The 18,380-nt window shown below is 62.5% G+C and carries 15 protein-coding genes; 9 read left to right on the top strand and 6 right to left on the bottom strand.

Going from position 1 to position 18,380, the window contains the following annotated elements; all coding sequences use genetic code 11:
• Positions 1–50 precede the first annotated feature (50 nt).
• Together J3P91_RS14890 and mqo are read left to right on the top strand one after the other, a co-directional pair.
• Positions 51–1,256 carry a DUF1624 domain-containing protein gene (locus J3P91_RS14890; protein WP_434600870.1) on the top strand — a complete coding sequence of 402 codons (1,206 nt, stop codon included), beginning with the start codon at positions 51–53 and terminating at the stop codon, positions 1,254–1,256.
• 378 nt (positions 1,257–1,634) lie between these two features.
• The gene (gene mqo, locus J3P91_RS14885) at positions 1,635–3,278 is read left to right on the top strand and encodes a malate dehydrogenase (quinone) (RefSeq protein WP_434574026.1); all 1,644 of its coding nucleotides are present in this window, start codon (positions 1,635–1,637) and stop codon (positions 3,276–3,278) included.
• Positions 3,279–3,443: 165 nt separating this feature from the next.
• Here the strand turns inward: mqo and J3P91_RS14880 are convergent, their stop codons facing one another.
• A complete protein-coding gene (locus J3P91_RS14880) occupies positions 3,444–3,893 on the bottom strand; it encodes an Rrf2 family transcriptional regulator (RefSeq protein ID WP_434600869.1) in 450 nt (149 codons plus the stop codon).
• A 145-nt stretch (positions 3,894–4,038) separates the two neighbouring features.
• Between J3P91_RS14880 and J3P91_RS14875 the strand changes: the two genes are divergently transcribed.
• Positions 4,039–4,938, top strand: a complete 900-nt coding sequence (locus J3P91_RS14875; protein WP_434600868.1) for an NAD(P)/FAD-dependent oxidoreductase — start codon at positions 4,039–4,041, stop codon at positions 4,936–4,938.
• A gap of 3 nt (positions 4,939–4,941) precedes the next feature.
• Here J3P91_RS14875 and J3P91_RS14870 read toward each other — a convergent pair whose 3' ends face one another.
• The 3 genes from J3P91_RS14870 to J3P91_RS14860 are packed head-to-tail and all read right to left on the bottom strand — an operon-like array spanning position 4,942 to position 7,975.
• Positions 4,942–6,249: a CitMHS family transporter gene (locus tag J3P91_RS14870; RefSeq protein ID WP_434574031.1), complete on the bottom strand. Its 1,308-nt coding sequence runs from the start codon at positions 6,247–6,249 to the stop codon at positions 4,942–4,944.
• Between the two features lie 53 nt (positions 6,250–6,302).
• Positions 6,303–6,626, bottom strand: a complete 324-nt coding sequence (locus J3P91_RS14865) for an AtuA-related protein (protein ID WP_434600867.1) — start codon at positions 6,624–6,626, stop codon at positions 6,303–6,305.
• Entirely contained in the window at positions 6,626–7,975 is a 1,350-nt protein-coding gene (locus tag J3P91_RS14860) for an acyclic terpene utilization AtuA family protein (RefSeq protein WP_434600866.1), read from the bottom strand. Before J3P91_RS14860 ends, J3P91_RS14865 begins: the two co-directional genes overlap by 1 nt.
• A 101-nt stretch (positions 7,976–8,076) precedes the next feature.
• On the opposite strand from J3P91_RS14860, the gene J3P91_RS14855 reads away from it, so the two are divergent.
• Positions 8,077–8,967: a LysR family transcriptional regulator gene (locus J3P91_RS14855; RefSeq protein ID WP_434600865.1), complete on the top strand. Its 891-nt coding sequence runs from the start codon at positions 8,077–8,079 to the stop codon at positions 8,965–8,967.
• 132 nt (positions 8,968–9,099) lie between these two features.
• On the opposite strand, the gene J3P91_RS14850 is transcribed toward J3P91_RS14855, so the two are convergent.
• Positions 9,100–9,951: a CAP domain-containing protein gene (locus J3P91_RS14850; RefSeq protein ID WP_305500875.1), complete on the bottom strand. Its 852-nt coding sequence runs from the start codon at positions 9,949–9,951 to the stop codon at positions 9,100–9,102.
• Between the two features lie 300 nt (positions 9,952–10,251).
• Between J3P91_RS14850 and J3P91_RS14845 the strand changes: the two genes are divergently transcribed.
• Together J3P91_RS14845 and J3P91_RS14840 are read left to right on the top strand one after the other, a co-directional pair.
• The gene (locus J3P91_RS14845) at positions 10,252–11,478 is read left to right on the top strand and encodes an RtcB family protein (RefSeq protein WP_434600864.1); all 1,227 of its coding nucleotides are present in this window, start codon (positions 10,252–10,254) and stop codon (positions 11,476–11,478) included.
• Between the two features lie 13 nt (positions 11,479–11,491).
• Positions 11,492–12,124, top strand: coding sequence for a hypothetical protein (locus J3P91_RS14840; RefSeq protein ID WP_434600863.1), 633 nt, complete (start codon positions 11,492–11,494; stop codon positions 12,122–12,124).
• Positions 12,125–12,315: 191 nt separating this feature from the next.
• Here J3P91_RS14840 and J3P91_RS14835 read toward each other — a convergent pair whose 3' ends face one another.
• On the bottom strand, positions 12,316–14,088 hold the full coding sequence (locus tag J3P91_RS14835; RefSeq protein WP_434600862.1) for a sigma 54-interacting transcriptional regulator: 1,773 nt from the start codon (positions 14,086–14,088) through the stop codon (positions 12,316–12,318).
• A gap of 283 nt (positions 14,089–14,371) precedes the next feature.
• Between J3P91_RS14835 and J3P91_RS14830 the strand changes: the two genes are divergently transcribed.
• The 3 genes from J3P91_RS14830 to J3P91_RS14820 all read left to right on the top strand — a co-directional run bounded on the left by J3P91_RS14830 (position 14,372) and on the right by J3P91_RS14820 (position 18,378).
• Positions 14,372–15,844: a benzaldehyde dehydrogenase gene (locus J3P91_RS14830; RefSeq protein WP_434600861.1), complete on the top strand. Its 1,473-nt coding sequence runs from the start codon at positions 14,372–14,374 to the stop codon at positions 15,842–15,844.
• A 46-nt stretch (positions 15,845–15,890) separates the two neighbouring features.
• Entirely contained in the window at positions 15,891–16,658 is a 768-nt protein-coding gene (locus J3P91_RS14825) for a coniferyl-alcohol dehydrogenase (RefSeq protein WP_434574049.1), read from the top strand.
• A 70-nt stretch (positions 16,659–16,728) separates the two neighbouring features.
• A complete protein-coding gene (locus tag J3P91_RS14820) occupies positions 16,729–18,378 on the top strand; it encodes a DUF1302 domain-containing protein (RefSeq protein WP_434600860.1) in 1,650 nt (549 codons plus the stop codon).
• Positions 18,379–18,380 lie beyond the last annotated feature (2 nt).

Here is an 18,380-nt window from a genome sequence, read left to right as displayed (position 1 = left end):
AGGAATTCTCATTCCTGATCCTGCAAAGCCCCCGACTCCTGAGTATCGCCATGAGCCTATCCCCAAGCGCGACAAGCCCGTCCGCTGTCATCGCTCCAACCCTCGCTTCCAGTACCGCAACAACCGCGACGCGCCTGCTCGCCATCGATGCCTTGCGGGGTTTTGTCATGTTGCTGATGCTGGTCGACCACGTCCGCGAAACGTTCCTGCTGCACCGCCAGGTCACTGACCCGATCGATGCATTGAGCGTGACCCCGGACCTGTTTTTCACTCGCTTGCTCAGCACGCTCTGTGCGCCGGTGTTCATCTTCCTTACCGGTTTGTCGGCCTGGCTCTACAGCCAGAAACACACCGCCAGCGAGACTTCGGTGTTCCTGCTCAAGCGTGGTTTGTTCCTGGTGTTCCTGGAGCTCACGTTCGTCTGTTTCGCCTGGAACGCCGAGTTTCCGCCGAAGACTCTGTGGCTGCAGGTCATCTGGTGCATCGGCATCTGCATGATCGCCCTGGCGGCGTTGCTGCACTTCAAACGCAGCTGGCTGATCGTGCTGGGCGTGGCCATCGTTGCCGGGCATAACCTGTTGGATGGTGTGGTGCTGGGGCCGGACTCGCCGTTTTTTGTGCCGTGGTCGATTCTTCATCAGCGGTCGTTCATCGAGATCACCGAGTTCACCCGGGCACGCACCACCTACCCGGTGTTGCCATGGATCGGCGTGATCCTGCTGGGTTGGGCGATCGGGCCATGGTTCGGCAAGGACATCGAAGCGGCCACGCGAGTGCGGCGCCTGCTCAAGGTCGGCATCGGCTTGCTGGTGGCGTTCGTGTTTATCCGTTATCTCAACGTCTACGGTGACAAACCCTGGGTCCAGACCGGAGATGCACTGCGCACCTTCATGAGTTTCATGAGCGCGACGAAGTACCCGCCGTCGCTGATGTTCCTGATGCCGACGCTGGCGGTGGGCCTGATCCTGCTGGCGCTTTTCGAAAAAGCCCAGGAGAAGGGCAGCATCGCGATTCTGGCCATCTATGGCGGCGCGCCGATGTTCTTCTACCTGCTGCACCTGTACGTGCTGAAGGCCATGTATCTGGTGGCAGTGTTTATCTGGGGCACCAATCAGGGCGCTTATTTCGGCTTCGATCACTTGCCGATGGTCTGGTTGTGGAGCGTGTTGTTGAGCGTCGTCCTGTTTTTTCCAACGCGTTGGTTCGCAGCGTTGAAACAACGTCGGCGCGACATCGCGATCCTCAAGTACCTCTGATTTCGGGGCGGAGCGCGTATCCACGGCGCGCAACCGAGCCATTAAAACGCCGTCATTTGGTCGGCGTTTTTACCTTGAATGCAAAAATGCGCTTCGGTCTGCTTATTTCCTTCTGTAAACTCCCCCCGCTGCGACAATCGGGCACGGCCTTGGCAGGCCCGATCCAGACCGTTTTGCAGTGTCCCTCACCCAGCTGAAGCCAAGACCTACAAGAAGTCAGCGCCGGAGAGACATAAATGTGAGGCCGATATTGCTCGGCCCCTGTAGGTCCTTCCTCCAGTCCATCGATCCCCGCCCGCTGGCCATGCCGGCATGGGTGCGGACCCTGCTCGAACAGGATTGGGGGACGGAATGGCGTTCCACCCTAGGGATACACACATGTTGAAGAAAACACATACGGCGCTGCTGGGCCTGGCGATGGCGATGGGTCTTGCGACCACGCACGCCGCCGAGCCGAAAAAAGTGGATGTCTTGCTCATTGGCGGCGGCATCATGAGTTCGACCCTCGGCGTCTGGCTCAATGAGCTGGAGCCGGGCTGGACCATGGAAATGGTCGAGCGCCTGGACGGTGTTGCCGAAGAGAGCTCCAATGGCTGGAACAACGCCGGTACCGGGCACTCCGCCCTGGCCGAGTTGAACTACACGCCGGAAGACAAGAACGGCAAGGTCGACATCTCCAAGGCTATCGAAATCAACGAAGCCTTCCAGATTTCCCGTCAGTTCTGGTCCTGGCAGGTCAAGAACGGCGTGCTGAAGAACCCGCGCTCGTTCATCAACTCCACACCGCACATGAGTTTCCTGTGGGGTGACGAGAACATCGCATTCCTGAAGAAGCGCTACGACGCTCTCCAGGCCAGCCCGCTGTTCGCCGGCATGCAGTATTCCGAAGACCCTGCGCAGATCAGCAAGTGGGTTCCGCTGATGATGCAAGGGCGTGACCCGAGCCAGAAAGTCGCGGCCACCTGGAGCCCGCTGGGTACTGACGTGAACTTCGGCGAAATCACCCGCCAGTTCGCTGCCCACCTGCAAACCAAGCCGAACTTCTCGCTCAAGCTGTCCAGCGAAGTGGAAAACATCACTCGCAACGAGGATGGCTCCTGGCGCGTTTCGTACAAGAACCTGAAAGACGGTACCGAAACCGAGACCGACGCCAAGTTCGTGTTCATCGGTGCCGGTGGCGGCGCGCTGCACCTGCTGCAGATGTCGGACATTCCGGAAGCCCGTGAATACGCCGGTTTCCCGGTGGGCGGTTCGTTCCTGGTAACCGAAAACCCGACCGTCGCCCAGATGCACCTGGCCAAGGCATACGGCAAGGCTTCGGTTGGCGCGCCACCGATGTCGGTTCCGCACCTGGACACCCGTGTGCTCGACGGCAAGCGCGTGATCCTGTTTGGCCCATTCGCCACGTTCTCCACCAAGTTCCTGAAGAACGGTTCGTACTTCGACCTGCTGACCAGCACCACGACCCACAACGTGTGGCCGATGACCAAGGTCGGTATCGAACAGTACCCACTGGTTGAATACCTTGCCGGCCAACTGATGCTGTCGGATGAGGACCGCTTCAACGCGCTGAAGGAATACTTCCCGGACGCCAAGCAGGAAGACTGGCGCCTGTGGCAAGCCGGCCAGCGCGTGCAGATCATCAAGCGTGACGAAGAGAAGGGCGGCGTGCTGAAACTCGGTACCGAAGTCGTCGCTTCCCAGGACGGCAGCATCGCCGGTCTGCTGGGTGCCTCGCCAGGCGCCTCGACCGCTGCACCGATCATGCTGAGCGTGCTTGAGAAGGTCTTCAAGGACAAGGTAGCCACCCCGGCCTGGCAGGAAAAACTGCGCCAGATCGTACCGAGCTACGGCACCAAGCTGAACGACAATCCTGAGCGTGTCGCACAGGAATGGGCCTACACCAGCGAAGTCCTGCAACTGGACCCGCCACCGGCTATCGGCAAGCCAGGCACCGCGGTAGCACCGGCCCAACCGGCTGCTCCTCGCGAGGCCAACCCAGCGGCCGACATGGCGCTGTAAACCGGACGCTGTCTGGTGAGGTACAAAAACGCCGCTCATTGAGCGGCGTTTTCATTTGCAGGCTCGCCCCCCCTGTGGGAGCGCCTGCTCGCGAAAGCGTTGTGTCAGTTTGCTTAAATGCCGAATGTGCTGCCGTCTTCGCGAGCAGGCTCGCTCCCACAGGGATCAGTGGTGAGGCTCGACCTCGTGGGCGCCCCGAAACCGCGCATCAAAATCCTCGGCCAACTGCGCCAGGGTAATGCTGCCCAGACGCTTGAGCAGCAACGCCTGGGCCTCGTCGAAGGCGTCCGTCAGCGCCGCATTCACCGCTTGTTCCACCAGGCATTGCGGGTGGTCGGTCGACAGGCCAAGCGCAAAGATCGATGTGCTGCCCAACGCTTGATGAATATCCAGCAGCGTCATCTCCGAGAGCGGCTTAGCCAGGGCCCAACCACCTCGATGGCCTTTTTCCGACGTGACGTAACCCTGTTCCTTGAGCAATGCCATGGTCCGGCGCACGACCACCGGGTTGGTGCCGAGCATCTGCGCGAGGGTGTCGGAGGTGGCGGATTGCTGGTGGCGCTCCATGTGGATCAATACATGGAGCATGCGGGACAGGCGTGTGTCGTTTCTCATCGGGCTGACAGATTCCATGACTGGGACGGGGGTGAGTATTACCCGTAATCGCAAAAGTTACGAGACTGTTGACAGTGGCTTTTCAAGAAACTTACGATGTGTCGAGACTTGCCGTACCCATCGAAACCACTCTTGGAGATCGCCCATGGAATACGACGTCATCATTACAGGCGGCAGCTATGCCGGTATGTCCGCGGGTCTGCAACTGGCCCGCGCCAGGCGCAAGGTGCTGGTGATCGACGCGGGTGAGCGTCGCAACCGCTTCGCCGCGACATCCCATGGTTTTCTCGGGCAGGACGGTCGTGCCCCAGGCGATATAGCCGGCGACGCCCATGTTCAGCTCATGGCGTACCCGACGGTTGAATGGGTTCGCGACACCGCGACCCAAGCCAGCAGGGATGCCGAAGCTTTTATTGTCGAGACCGCAAACGGCCTGCGTTACCGTTCTCGCCGGCTGTTGCTGGCCACAGGCGTGATTGATGACTTGCCCGACGTGCACGGGCTGACTGAGCGCTGGGGCAAAAGCGTTTTCCATTGCCCGTATTGCCACGGCTACGAGTTGGACCAAGGGCCGATCGGCGTTCTCGCAACCTCGCCGATGTCACTGCACCACGCCCAGATGCTGCCCGACTGGGGGCCGACGACGTTCTTCACCAATGGCGTGCTGGCGCTTGATCCGGAGCAACAAGCGAGCCTCGATCAGCGTGGCGTCACCGTGGTGACCGAGCGAGTGGCGCGTATCGAAGGCGAGCGGGCCGACGTGGTATTGGCCAACGGTCGGGTGGTCGCCATCGACGGCCTGTTCGTCTTGCCGCGTACGCGGGTTGCCAGTCCACTCGCGGCAGCCCTGGGCTGCGCGTTTGAAGAGGGTCCGCTTGGCGCGTTCATCCAAAGCGACGCGATGACCCGGGAAACCAGCGTGCCGGGCATATTTGCCTGCGGCGATGCGGCCATGCCGTTCGGCTCGGTCGCGCTGGCCGTTGGCGATGGGGTGAGGGCGGGCTCCGGGGTACATCGGTCGCTGATCTTCCAAGCCCACCCTTGAGTTTCACACTTGAACAGCCCCGGTTGCCACGGCAAAGGCGAGCATTACCAGGCTGACGCCCCAGGCCCAGAAAAACGTGTAGGCCATGTGCTTGCGCAACTCTACGCCGGACAGTGCCAGGGCCAGATACACGCTGGGTACCACCGGGCTGATGGAGAAGCCGGTGTTCTCACCGATCAGCATGGCCCTGGCCACCGCTTCGAGAGGAACGCCAGCGGCGATGGCGACGTCCTTGATCACTGGCAGCAGGGCGAAATAGTAGGCGTCCGGCGAGAAGATCATTCCAAGGGGGACGCCGAAAAACCCGACAATCACATGCAGGTATTGGGCAGCACCGGCGGGCAGGATGTCGATCAGCGCCAAGGCCATGCCGTCTGACATCTTCGCTCCGGAGAGCACGCCCAGCAGCACGGCGGCGGCCATCATCACCAGAACCATCTGCAACGCATCGGACGCGTGGGCCTTGAGGCGTTCGGCCTGGGCGTCGAGGGATGGGAAGTTCAAGGGCAGGGCGATGCCCAATCCGACCATGAAACAGGCGTACAGCGGAAAGATACCGGTAAACAGGCACAGCAGAATGCCGCCGGTCAGGGCCACATTCAGCCAGTAGCGCAGCTGCCGGGGAGACAGACTGAATTCGCGGCTTTGCATTTGCAGGTCGTCCATGTCACGCGTCGCGGCCGCGCCCAGCGACATCGGTTGGCGCCGCTGGGCGCGCGACCCCAGTATCGTCGCCACCCCGAGCATGCACACCAGGCCCACCATCTGCACCGGCAGCAACCCCAGCCACAGCTCGGTGGCATCGAGCCCCGACACGGCAGCGGCCCGCGCAGTCGTCCCGCCCCAGGGCACCATGTTGATGACCCCGGCCGTGGTACCCACCAGGCACAACAGCATCGTCGGGCTCATGTTCAGGCGCTTGTACAAGGGCAGCAGTGCCGGGATCGTCAACAGGAACGTCGCGGCGCCGACGCCGTCCAGATGCACCACTGAAGTCACCAGAACGGTAACCAGCGCCACCGCCAGGGGCTTGCCGCCCGTGCTGCGGATCAACAGGTTGACCAGAGGATCGAACAGCCCACGGTCGCGCATGATGCCGAAGAACAGGATGGCAAACAGAAACAGCGCGGCGGTCGGCGCGACGGTGACCAGGCCGGCCTTGATGAACTCGCCGATCTGCGCGAGGTTGAAGCCGGCGAGCAGGCAGACGACCACGGGAAGGGTGGTGAACGCCACCACCGGACTGATCCGGCGCAGCAATATCAGCCCGATAATGGCAAGCATCATCAGGAAACCCAGGGTTGTAATCATGTTGCAGCCTCTCTTTTTATTGTTGTCGGATGGTGTTGCAGGCGGCGAGTCGGTCAGTCTTCCGGTCCCGGCAGGCGCACGGCCAGGAGCAGGTAGCTCAGGCTTTTCCCATGGCGGTCGAGACCGCAGCTTCGATTCACCCCGCCTTCCAGGGCGTCCTCGAGCACAAAGTTCAACGCCTTCAGGTTCGGCAGTTCATAGCGATGCACCTTGGAGGGCTGGCGCGTCGCGAACTGCTCGGCGACGCGCTCGCAGGTCAGCACCCGGAGCAGCCAGGGATAATGGGCCGGGTCGTGGGGAAATACCGCGATGCTGAGGATGTTGCCTTTATCGCCGGCACGGGCGTGGGCGAAGTCGGCGAGGGTTACCAGGCTCATCAGTACCACTCCAGAGCTGTATGGATTTCATCACGCGGCAGCAGGAAGCTGCGGGTGGTAACGGCTTCCGCGAGGTGGCGCCGGACGCCACCGCCGCCAGCCGGTCCGTTGGTGTAGAGCGACTCGACTTCTGCCAAGAGGGTTTCGAGCAGCGATCGGTCGGTGTGGGTCAGGCCGATACGCACCCGCACGTCCTCCAGCAAAGGCGCCTGGGCCAGTTGTTCTTGCAGATAACGGCCACCCTGGTCGTTGAACAGGCTGGCGATTCCCGACAGGTCGATCCAGGGCTGTACACCAGGCGCCAAACGATCGAAACGCTGCAGCAGGATGTCGCGCGCCAGGGCGGCACGCGCCACGGCACCGGGGCCTGCATAGGAAATCTCGGCCTCGCCGAACCAGAGTCCGCGCATCCCCGCCAGGCCCTTGAGGGTGTCTGGGCGCGGATGGCCGATCACGCCAGTGACTTCCACCCGGTCGTTTCCCAGGTCCTGTACGTGGGCCGCGCCCAGATCCAGCACGACGTCCGGCGTCAGATAACGTCGCGGGTCATGGACTTCGTAAAGCAATTGCTCCTTGACGGTCTGCTCGCTGACTCGTCCGCCGCTGTTGCGCGTCTTGCCGATGATCAAGCGGCCGTCCTGGTGAATTTCGGCGATCGGGCAGCCGAGGTTGGCCGGATCCGGGATGTCCTTCACTCCGGGATGGGCGAAATAGCCGCCAGTGACCTGGGCGCAGCATTCCAGCAGGTGTCCGGCGGCGGTCGCGACGGCCATTTTTTGCCAATCATCGGCCTTCCAACCCAACCCATGGCGGATCGCGCCTACCGCCAGGGACGGATCCGCAACCCGGCCGCACAGCACGATGCCAGCGCCCTCGGCCAGTGCCAAGGCGATGCCGTCGGCCCCGGTGTAGACGTTCACCGAAACAGGCTGTTCATCGGTACTCGACGACAGCCATTGTTCATAGCGCGGAGGCGTTTCTTCGAGCAGGTCGTCGCCCAGTACGCAGGCGATTTTCAGCGCCGGGAAACGGCCGGCCAATTCGTCGCGCAACCGTTGCGCGGCGGCCCTGGGGTTGGCTGCGCCGCCGTTGGTGATGATCGCAATGCCGGCTTCGATGCAAATGTCCAGCATGGGTTCGAGGAAGTCGAAGAGGCGCGCGGAGTAGCCCGACCGTGGATCGAGGCGCTTGCGCAATTGCGCCTCGGCGAGGGTCCGTTCAGCCAGCAGCTCCAGCATGATGTAGCGCTGGCCGCTGCGTTGCGCCAGGTCCTGGGCCAGGCGTAGCGCGGCGTCGGGCCGATCATTGGCAAAACCTGCGCCACACCCGACGAGAATTGTTTTTGTCATGTTCGTGTTCCACTGAAGGGTGGCCCCATAGTGGAGAGACAGAATTAATCTGTGAATTTTAAAGATAGAATCAATTGATCCAGTAATTTTATGAGCCGGTCATGAACGTTTCTTTCCGACAGCTTCGAGCCTTCATCCTCATCGCCGAGACTTCAAGCTTCACCCGCACCGCGGAACAGCTGCATCTGTCACAACCGGCGCTGAGCTACAGCATCCGCAAACTGGAAGAGAGCATGGGGTTGCAGCTGCTTGCGCGTAATACCCGCAGCGTCGAGTTGACGCCAGCCGGCGAGCATTTCCTGCCCCAGGCCAGGCGCATGCTGCGGGACATGGACGATGCCGTGCGCGATGCTCGCGACACCTTGAGCCTGAGTCGCGGCACGCTTCGGCTCGCGGCCTTGCCCACGGCTGCCGCGTCGTTTCTGCCGATCGCCATGGCTGCTTTCCAGCGTGAAAACCCCGGTGTGACGGTGAGCCTGCTGGATGGCCGCGCCGGAGAGATCCTCGGCTGGGTACAGCGCGGCGAGGTAGACGCCGGCATCAGTTCGCTGCCTGACGACCTGTCCGGACTGAGCTTCGAGCGCCTGTTGGATGACAATCTGGTACTGCTGAGCCACAAGCGCTCGCAGGGTGACGGCCAGGATGAGTGGACGCACCAGCCCTACATTGCCCTGACGCCTGACACGAGCATCCGGCCTTTGGCTGACGCGGCGCTGCGCTATTTGAACGTGGATGCAATCCCAGCCTGGGAGGTGGCACATATGAGCACGGCCACGGCGCTGGTCCGTGAAGGGCTGGGATTCTCTTTGTTGCCGGCCAGTTGCACAGCGGTGTTCAACATCGGCGAACAGTGCGCTGTAACCCCAATCGATCAGCCGGCCAAGCGTTCGATCGGGCTGTTGCAGCGCAAGCCGGTGGCACAATCGCCGTCGTTGAGCCAGTTCATGGGACATGTGCGGCGGGTTTTGCGGGGGGGTGAGGCGGGCGCTTGATGTGGGGCCGTCTGCCGCCTTCGCGAGCAGGCTCGCTCCCACATTGATTGCGGCGCACGCGGGTTCTTCGTTCACCCGGACCCTTTGTGGGAGCGAGCCTGCTCGCGAAGGCGCAAGCCCGGTCAGCACCGGTCATTGAGTACCGAACATCGCCGTCCAGTAGATCCCCGCATCACTTTTCGGGTCCACCGCATACCCGGCTCCCAGTTCGCGAAATTGCGGGTTCATCAGGTTGGCGCAATGCCCGGGGCTGGCCAGCCAGCCGTCCACCACTTTCAAAGCCGTGTCTTGCCCGGCGGCGATGTTTTCGCCGATGGCCTGGCCCAGGTAGCCGGCCAGTTCGGCGCGGTCGCCGGGCGTGCGGCCATCGCGGTCCTTGTGGTCGAAAAAGTTGTTGTTGGCCATGGCGCGCGTGTGATTTACCGCCGCCAGGGCCAGGGTGGCGTTCCAGGCCAGCGGAGTGGTCGCGGTGTAGGCCTCGGTGCCGCAGCGGCGCGGTTGCGCGCGGGCGCTGTTGATGAGTTTGAGCAGTTTCTGGCCCTCGGCTTGCCAATCGCCCAGTCGCGCCGACAACAGCGGGCGAGCCAGGACGATGCGCCATTCGCGGTCCAGTCGGCTGACACCGACGTCAATGAACTGCGGGTCCAGCACGACCTGGCAGAAACTTTCCTGCACGGCCTTCATCGCCGCTTGCGCGTCGCGCGGCCCGGACAGGCTGATCGCTTGCACGTTGACCATCGGATAGGCCGCCCGGGCCAACGCCTGTTGCAGATCGCCGATGCCATTGGCCGACAGGATCAACCGCGAATCCATCGCCAGCGGCGGCAGCTCCAGGGACGCCTGGCCGGCGCAGCTCTGGGACTGGCTGCGGTAGAGGTTGATGGACTCGACCAGTTTCGTCTCTTCGGTGGCTACCGCACTGACGGCGAACGTCAGCCCCAGCGACAGCGCGGCAAGACGCATGACGGAAAAAATCGCACGCATGTAAATCTCCCTTGAGCGGACGGCGCCTATGATGCGCAATTTTTGCCCCGCTGGGGCAACGGTATTCACGCTCTTTTGAAATCCCAGGGACGGCACCGTTTGGTACCGTTCGGGACGCTCCTCACGTAGTGGGATCAATTTTCAGGCGAATAGGTCCATTTTCATCGTCTTATTTCCGGCTCGCCACATCCAGACACGCAACCGCATTCGACAAATCCTCGCTGAATCTGCGTTCATGCCCAGTGTCGAAATTGTGAGCCGGCAATCAAGCGCGGCTCGTCATTGAACAGAACCGCGACCATGCACGAGAAAACCTACGAACTGCTGGAAGTCGCCAACGGCAAGCCCATCAAACTCTGGACCCAGGGCGTGCCGGTGGAGGCCGAAGCTCGCCAGCAATTGCTGAACACGGCAAAAATGCCATTCATTTTCAAACACCTGGCGGTGATGCCTGATGTGCACCTGGGCAAGGGCTCGACCATCGGCAGTGTCATCCCCACCGTAGGCGCGATCATTCCGGCGGCGGTGGGGGTGGATATTGGTTGCGGCATGATCGCCGCGCGCACTTCGCTCGATGCCGCCGATTTGCCGGACAGCCTCCAGGCCCTGCGCAGCGCTATCGAAAAAGCCGTGCCCCATGGGCGCAGTCTCAGCCATGGCGGACGCGACAAGGGCGCCTGGAGCAATGTCCCACGCGAGGCTGACCAGGCGTGGGTCGCGCTGGCCGCGCGCTTCAAGGCGATTACCGACAAATACCCGAAGCTGGCCCGGACCAACAACCGGCAGCATCTGGGTACGCTGGGCAGCGGTAATCATTTCATCGAAGTGTGCCTGGATGAGGCCAACCGGGTCTGGTTCATGTTGCACAGCGGCTCCCGGGGCGTGGGCAATGCCATCGGCAATCTGTTCATCCAGTTGGCCCAGGCCGACATGCGCCAGCACCTCGCCAATCTGCCGGACCGTGACCTGGCCTACTTCGAGGAGGGCAGCCGGCATTTCGACGATTATGTCGAAGCGGTGGGCTGGGCCCAGGATTTCGCCCGGCAGAATCGGGCTTTGATGATGGACGCGGTGATACGCGCCGCCCGGCAGGTCATCGGCAAACCGTTCGAAGTGGCGCTGGAAGCGGTGAATTGTCATCACAACTATGTGCAGAAAGAGCGACACTTCGAACACGACGTACTGGTAACACGCAAGGGCGCGGTGTCGGCCAGGAAAGGCGAGTTGGGTATCATCCCCGGTTCAATGGGCGCCAGGAGTTTTATCGTGCGCGGCCTGGGCAACGAGCAATCGTTTTGTTCGTGTAGCCACGGTGCCGGCCGGGTCATGAGCCGGACCGAGGCGAAAAGGCGTTTCAGCGTCGAGGATCAGGTCCGCGCGACCGCCCATGTGGAATGCCGGAAAGACGCTGCGGTGATTGATGAAATTCCGATGGCATACAAAGACATAGACAAGGTAATGCATGCACAACGTGAACTTGTCGAAGTGCTGCATACGCTGCGTCAGGTCGTGTGCGTGAAAGGTTAGCGGAGCCAGCATTTTGAGTATTGTCGAGCAGGCAGCCAGTGAAGCGTTGCGCCAGCGAATGGAGGCGGCCGGTTGTGCTTTCGAATTCCTGGTACTTGCTCCCGAGGCGGATGCAATCGTCGATCAGTCGCTGCACCGCCAGGTCGTGGACCGGCTGTTCCAGTACATCGAGGCGCAATGGCTTGAGCGTGATCGCCAACTGCGCCTTGATCCGCGCTATGCCGATATCGCCCCACCGAGCATGCGCTGGGACCTGAGCAAGGCCGTTCCCAAGGCGCTGGGTCAGGACCAGGTCATTCGGCTCATGCGCACGGGAAAGACTGAACGCAACCCGCAAGCCTATGCCTTGTACGACGCGTTTTGCGAGCCGCCCTACAGCACCCGCTTCATCAACGACACGCCCCAGGCGTTGTTCAAAGAGTGGCTCGATTTGCTGGGGCTTGTGCCGGATAGCGGCGTGGTGGTGCTGGACTGGGTCGAAAACTTCAACTTCAACGGATTAGCCAGCGACGAGCCCGATCCCGCCCGGGATCCCTGGAGCGACTATTTCGATGATGGCCTGGAGTGGTGGGGGGTGTGGTGCCTGAGCATCTGGAATCCCGAGCGCCGGACCCTGGGTGTGCTGACGGCGAGTACGACGGATTAAGCGGACGCAGCCCCCCGTGGCGAGGGAGCTTGCTCCCGCTCGGCTGCGCAGCAGTCGTAAATAGGCTACTGCGGTCTGCCTGAAGAAATGCAGGGGCCTGCTGCGCAGGCCAGCGGGAGCAAGCTCCCTCGCCACGGGGTTTATGGTGGCCGAGGTCTTCGCGAGCAGGCTCGCTCCCACGGGTTCTGTGTTTACTCGTCGATATTGCGTTGGTGTTTCTTCAACCGATAGGCGAACTGCGCCCGGCTCAAGCCCAGCGACCTGGCTGCCGCCGCCAGGTTGCCGCTGTTCAGTTGCAGGGCTTCGTTGATCAGGCGCGACTCCAGGCCGTCGATGGAGAAGTCCGCGTCCCATTGACTGAGGGACGGCAACAACGGCGCCTTCGCCGCGCCTTCGCTCGCGGCCGGCGGCAATGACGTGAGCCCGCCATTGCCGTCCACCGAATACGCATCCGCCGGCAATCGCTCGTCACGAAACAGATGCATCAGGTCAATGGCCTGGCCTTCTTCGCTGGCAATCAAGCCGCGTTCGATGAGGTTCTGCAGTTCCCGCACGTTGCCAGGGAAGTCGTAGCGCAGCAGCATCTTCAAGGCGCGCATGGTCAGGCCCACCGGTGTACGGCCGTATTCCCGGCAGAAGCGCTTGAGGAAGGCATTGATCAGCAACGGTATGTCATCGCGGCGATCGCGCAGGGGCGGGAGGGCGATGGGGTAGACATTGAGCCGATAGAACAGGTCTTCGCGAAACTCGCCTTGCGCCACGGCTTTGCGCAGATCGAGGTTGGTCGCCGCGACCACTCGCACGTCGACCTTGATGGCATGGCCGCCACCGACCCGCTCGATTTCCCGTTCCTGCAACGCGCGCAAAAGCTTGCCTTGGCCGGCCAGGCTCAGGCAGGTGATTTCATCGAGGAACAACGTACCGCCATCGGCCCGCTCGAAACGGCCGGGGCGTGAATGGGTGGCGCCGGTATAGGCACCACGCTCTACGCCGAACAGTTCGGCTTCGATCAGGTTGTCCGGTATTGCCGCGCAGTTGAGGGCGATGAACGGCCCTTGGCGGCGCCGGCTCAGTTGGTGCAACTGACGGGCGAACATTTCCTTGCCCACGCCAGACTCGCCGGTGACCAGCACAGTGGCCGGTGTCAGGGCGACCCGCTGCAGAGCCAGCGTCGCCGCGTTGAACGCCGCACTGGCGCCAATCAGCGGTTGTTCGCTGTCAGGCAGCGGGTCGCTGGCAGTCATGGGATCGGGCCTGGCGCCGGACGGTAAAGGCGCAGCCGGTTGCGAGGCATTGAGGTAGCTCAGGTCGCGCTCGATATCGCCCCATTGCTCGGCGGTCTTGCCGACGACACGACAGCGCTCATGCCCCATGCCCCGGCATTCCACTTCGCGAAAGACCACCAGTTGCCCGAACAACCCGCTGACGAAGCCGATCGCGTACCCCAGCTCTGTCCAGCACACCGGATCCTGCCCGGTGCCATAGGCGGCGATATGTTCGTCGGCTTCGCAGGAGTGATGCCAGAGAAACTCCCCCTCGTAAAACCCCGATTCCGCATCGAACTTGAAATGCAGCGGCTCGACCTTGGTCATGCCTTCGAGGGTATGCAGGTGCGTGCCTGCGCGAAACACCGCGGCCGCGTCGGCGTGGGGCCAGCGTTCACGAATCAGCCGGGCGTCGCGGGCGCCGGAGCAATAGCCGGTGCGGGTGAGCATGCCCCGGGCCTGCTCCAGCCCCTGGCGCTCGATGATTTCCCGACGCAACGCGCCGAAGGACGAACTGTGCAGCAACAACATGCGTTGGTCGTTGAGCCAGATACGCCCGTCGTCGGGGGAGAAAAACAGGCAGTTGGTCAGTTCTGCCGGGGTTGGCGAGCTGCTGTCGCTCAGTTCCTTGCTATCGCCGCGTGGACGAAAAGGCTCGGCAGCGATCCGCTCCGGCAGCGGACAGTGGGGATTATTCATTGTTATTGCCCCTGATGGTGGTAGTCGAAATGAACACCTGGCTAGATAGTTATTAAGCATAACTTTATCAAATGAACAAGTGGCGATCGGCCAGCGGCTGGTTCGACGCCAGCCACGTTGCCCTTTGCCAGCCGGGGAGCCTTGATCCAGAGCCTTGCGCCAAGTTTGTGCAGGACCGCGGGTGAATTCGGCACACGGCTTGCTCAGCCACTCCTACGGCGTTTGCGCCAGCGTCGGCAAGGCGTGGCAAACGATGACAACAACAAAGAGCCGGGAGCTTTAAATGTCTGCATCCGAAAACCACCTGCTAGCCCAGGTGATCGCGTCCGAATGTGTCTTCAACGGGAATTGGGTGCCTGCCTCGGGCCCGTTGCTGACTATCATCGAGCCGGCCACCGGTGAGGCGCTGATGCGCAGTGCTTCGGCCGATGCTGCCGATATCGCCAAGGCCAGTCGCGATGCGGCCCTGGCGCAACCGGCCTGGGCCGCCCTCGGTCCACGGGAACGGGCGGCGATCTTTCGCAAGGCGGCTGACGTCGCCGAACGCTCCTTCGCAGAACTGGCGCTGTACGTCGCACGGGAAACCGGCGCGGCCTTGTTCAAGGGCCAGCACGAGGTGCGCGAGGCGATCGTGCTGTTGCATCAGGCCGCCGGCATGCTGTCTCAGGCCCATGGCGTGGTGCTGCCCAGCGAGGCAGGGCGCCTGTCTTATGCGCGGCGCTTGCCCCATGGTGTGATCGGAGTGATCTCGCCGTTCAACTTCCCGCTGGTGTTGTCGATGCGCTCCGTGGCGCCGGCCCTGGCGGCGGGCAATGCGGTGGTGCTCAAGCCGGATCCACAAACGCCGGTCAGTGGCGGTTTTCTGATTGCCCGTCTCTTCGAAGCCGCGGGCCTGCCCAAGGGCTTGTTGCAGGTATTGCCCGGTGCGGCCGACGCCGGGGAAGCGCTGTGCCGTGATCCCAACGTCAAGATGATCGCCTTCACCGGTTCCACCGGCGCCGGTCGCAAGGTGGCCGAAGTGGCCGGGCGCAACCTCAAGAAAGTCGCGCTGGAGCTGGGCGGCAAGAACCCCTTGATTGTCCTCGAAGACGCCGACCTGGACCTCGCCGCCCGCAACGCGGCCTGGGGCGCCTGGTTGCATCAGGGGCAGATCTGCATGGCCACCGGGTTGATCCTCGCCCATGAGTCGATTGCTCAGGCCCTCATCCGGAAACTGGTGGATAAAGCCCAGGCGTTGACCGTCGGCAACGCCGCCCGCGAGGAAGCCGCGCTGGGGCCGTTGATCAACCAACGCCAGTTGCAGCGCGTGCACGACATCGTCAATGACAGCGTGCGCGCCGGGGCGAGGCTGGAAACCGGCGGTAACTACGACCGTTTGTTTTATCAACCGACCGTGCTCAGCGGCGTGAAGCCGGGCATGCGTGCCTTCGAGGATGAAGTCTTCGGTCCGGTGGCGAGCGTGATCAGTTTCGCCAGCGACGAGGAAGCCATCGAGCTGGCCAATCGCAGCGAGTACGGCCTGTCGGCGGCGGTCATTTCACCTTCGGTGGGCCGGGCCATGGCCATTGGCGAGCGATTGCAGTGCGGCATGCTGCACATCAACGACCAGACTGTCGCCGACGAGTGCATCAACCCGTTCGGTGGGCGCGGCGCTTCGGGCAATGGCGGCAGCGTTGGCGGCCCGGCGGACTGGGACGAGTACACCCAGTGGCAGTGGGTCACGGTCAAGGACAAGGCGCCTGCCTATCCGTTCTGACCGGTCGGTTTCAACGGGGCAGATAAAAATAACAAGAGGACTCAACATGAAACTCGACAACAAGATTGTACTGGTGACCGGCGTCTCGTCGGGCATCGGTGCCGCCACGGCGAGCCTGCTGCGTGCCCACGGCGCCGAGGTAATCGGCGTGGACCTCAAGGCGCCGCACCAGACCCTGGACGGTTTTGTACAGGGTGACCTGAGCAGCGCCGAGAACATCGACCGCCTGCTGCCGCAGCTACCCGCACGGTTCGATAGCCTGTGCAATATTGCCGGGGTGCCGGGCACCGCGAATCCGCAACTGCTGGCGCGGGTCAACTACCTCGGGTTGCGCCACTTCAGCCAGGCGTTGCTGCCACGCATCAATGCGGGCGGCAGCATCGTCAATATCGCCTCGATCCTTGGCGCCGAATGGCCGCTACGCGTGGAGCAGCACAAGGCGCTGGCGCGCAGCGAAGGGTTTGCCGCCGGGCAAGCCTGGCTGGCCGATCACCCGGTGCCGGACCAGACCTGCTACCAGTATTTCAAGGAAGCCTTGATCGTCTGGACCTACCTGCAGGCCCAACCCTGGTTCCTGGAACATTCGGTGCGCATGAACTGTGTCGCGCCGGGGCCGGTCTTCACGCCCATCCTCGACGACTTCGTGAGCATGCTCGGCGAGGCTCGGACCCAGGCCGATGCCCATCGCATGAAACGTCCCGCCTACGCCGATGAGGTAGCGGCGGTGATCGCCTTCCTGTGTGCCGACGAGTCGCGCTGGATCAACGGCGTCAACCTGCCCGTCGATGGTGGATTGGCCTCCACCTACGTCTGAGAACCCAAGCCGCCACCCGAGCGGGTGGCGGCAAAGCCATGCCAAACAATAACAATAATGAGAGCACCCCATGGATAACCTCAAAGACAGCTTTGGTTTCAAGCATTGCGCGCTATTCCTGGCGCTTTGCAGCAGCGGTGTGATGGGCGAGAGGGCCGAGGCCATGCAAATGGACCTGGGTGACTCCGACTGGAAACTGCGCTGGGACAACACCATCAAGTACAGCCAGGCCTGGCGCCTGCACGGACAAGACAGCCGTCTGGTCAACGCGCCGACCGCCAATGGCCTGTACCCCTCGATCCAGAGCCAGGGCGACAAGAACTTCAGTCGCGGCCTGGTCTCCAACCGTCTCGACCTGTTTTCCGAAATGGACCTCAGCCGGCAAAACTACGGGCTGCGGGTCAGCGGCGCGGCCTGGTACGACGATATCTACAACCAGGACACCGACAGCAGCGAGCAGCCACATTTTCTCAGCGAAACCCGCGAGCTGCATGGACGCGACGCTGAGATTCTCGATGCCTTCGTGTTCCTGCGCGGAGACCTCGGGGATGACTCCCAAGGCGTGGCGCGTCTTGGACGCCACAGCCTGATCTACGGCGAAAGCCTGTTCTACGGCGGCAACGGCATTGCCAATGCCCAGGGGCCGACCGATGTGGTCAAGTTGCTTAGCGTGCCGGGCACACAGTTCAAGGAGATCCTGCGGCCGGTCAATCAGATTTCCGGGCAGTTGCAGATCAACCCGCAGCTGTCGGTGGGCGCCTACTATCAGTTCGAGTGGGAACGTTCCAACCTGCCCGGCGCCGGCAGCTACCTGAGCGACGCCGACGCCATCGGTTACGGCAGCGGTCCGCTGCGTGAGGTATTTGGCAACGACACGGTGAATGGCGGCGACCTGAAACCGCGCAATTCGGGGCAGGGCGGTATGCAGATCCGCTTCAAGCCGGCCGGCACAGAGCTGGAGCTGGGTTTCTACGCGGCCCAGTATCACGACAAGGCGCCGATCGGCTTGTATGCCTACCTGGACGGTCCGGCGGCTGCGGCCAGCGGACTGCCGATCCTCGGCTCCTATCGCCAGGTCTACGCCGAAGACATCAAGACCGCCGGCGTCAGCTTTTCTACCGCTTACGGTCCGTTCAACTTTGCCGGTGAATCGTCGGTGCGCTGGAACGCGCCGCTGGTGAGCAACCTGCAAGTAGTGACCCCCGGTATGCAGGCCGATGGCGGCGACGATGCGCTGTTCGCCCGAGGCAAGACCGCGCACGTCAATCTGTCGGCGATCTACCTGTTGTCGCCCACCGCTTTCTGGGATGGCGGCTCGGCCCTGGCCGAGCTGGCCTGGAACCGCACCCTCAGCGTGACCGAGAACGCAGCGGCGCTGGATTCCAATACCACCCGGGATGCCACGGCGTTGCGAGTATTGATGGAACCGGCGTACTTCCAGATCGTCGACGGGATCGACCTCACCGTGCCGGTCGGCATGGGGATCGTGCTCGATGGACGTTCATCGGCGGTGAACAAATCCGGCTTCGGTAATACCCATTCCGGCGACTGGAGCGTCGGCCTCAAAGCCACCTACCTGCAGCGCTGGGATGTCGGCCTCAATTACGTGAACTTCTTCGGCGCACCCAAGGCCGGGCTGCGCGAGGACGGCAATTTCAGTTACGGCCAGTCGTTGGCCGACCGCGACTTCGTCTCGCTCTATGTGAAAACCTCATTCTAACA

It is taken from the genome of Pseudomonas sp. Z4-7 (assembly GCF_051131965.1).
GTDB lineage: Bacteria > Pseudomonadota > Gammaproteobacteria > Pseudomonadales > Pseudomonadaceae > Aquipseudomonas.
Note: the sequence above shows the minus strand (reverse complement) of the source record. Positions and strands in the feature narration are given on the sequence as shown.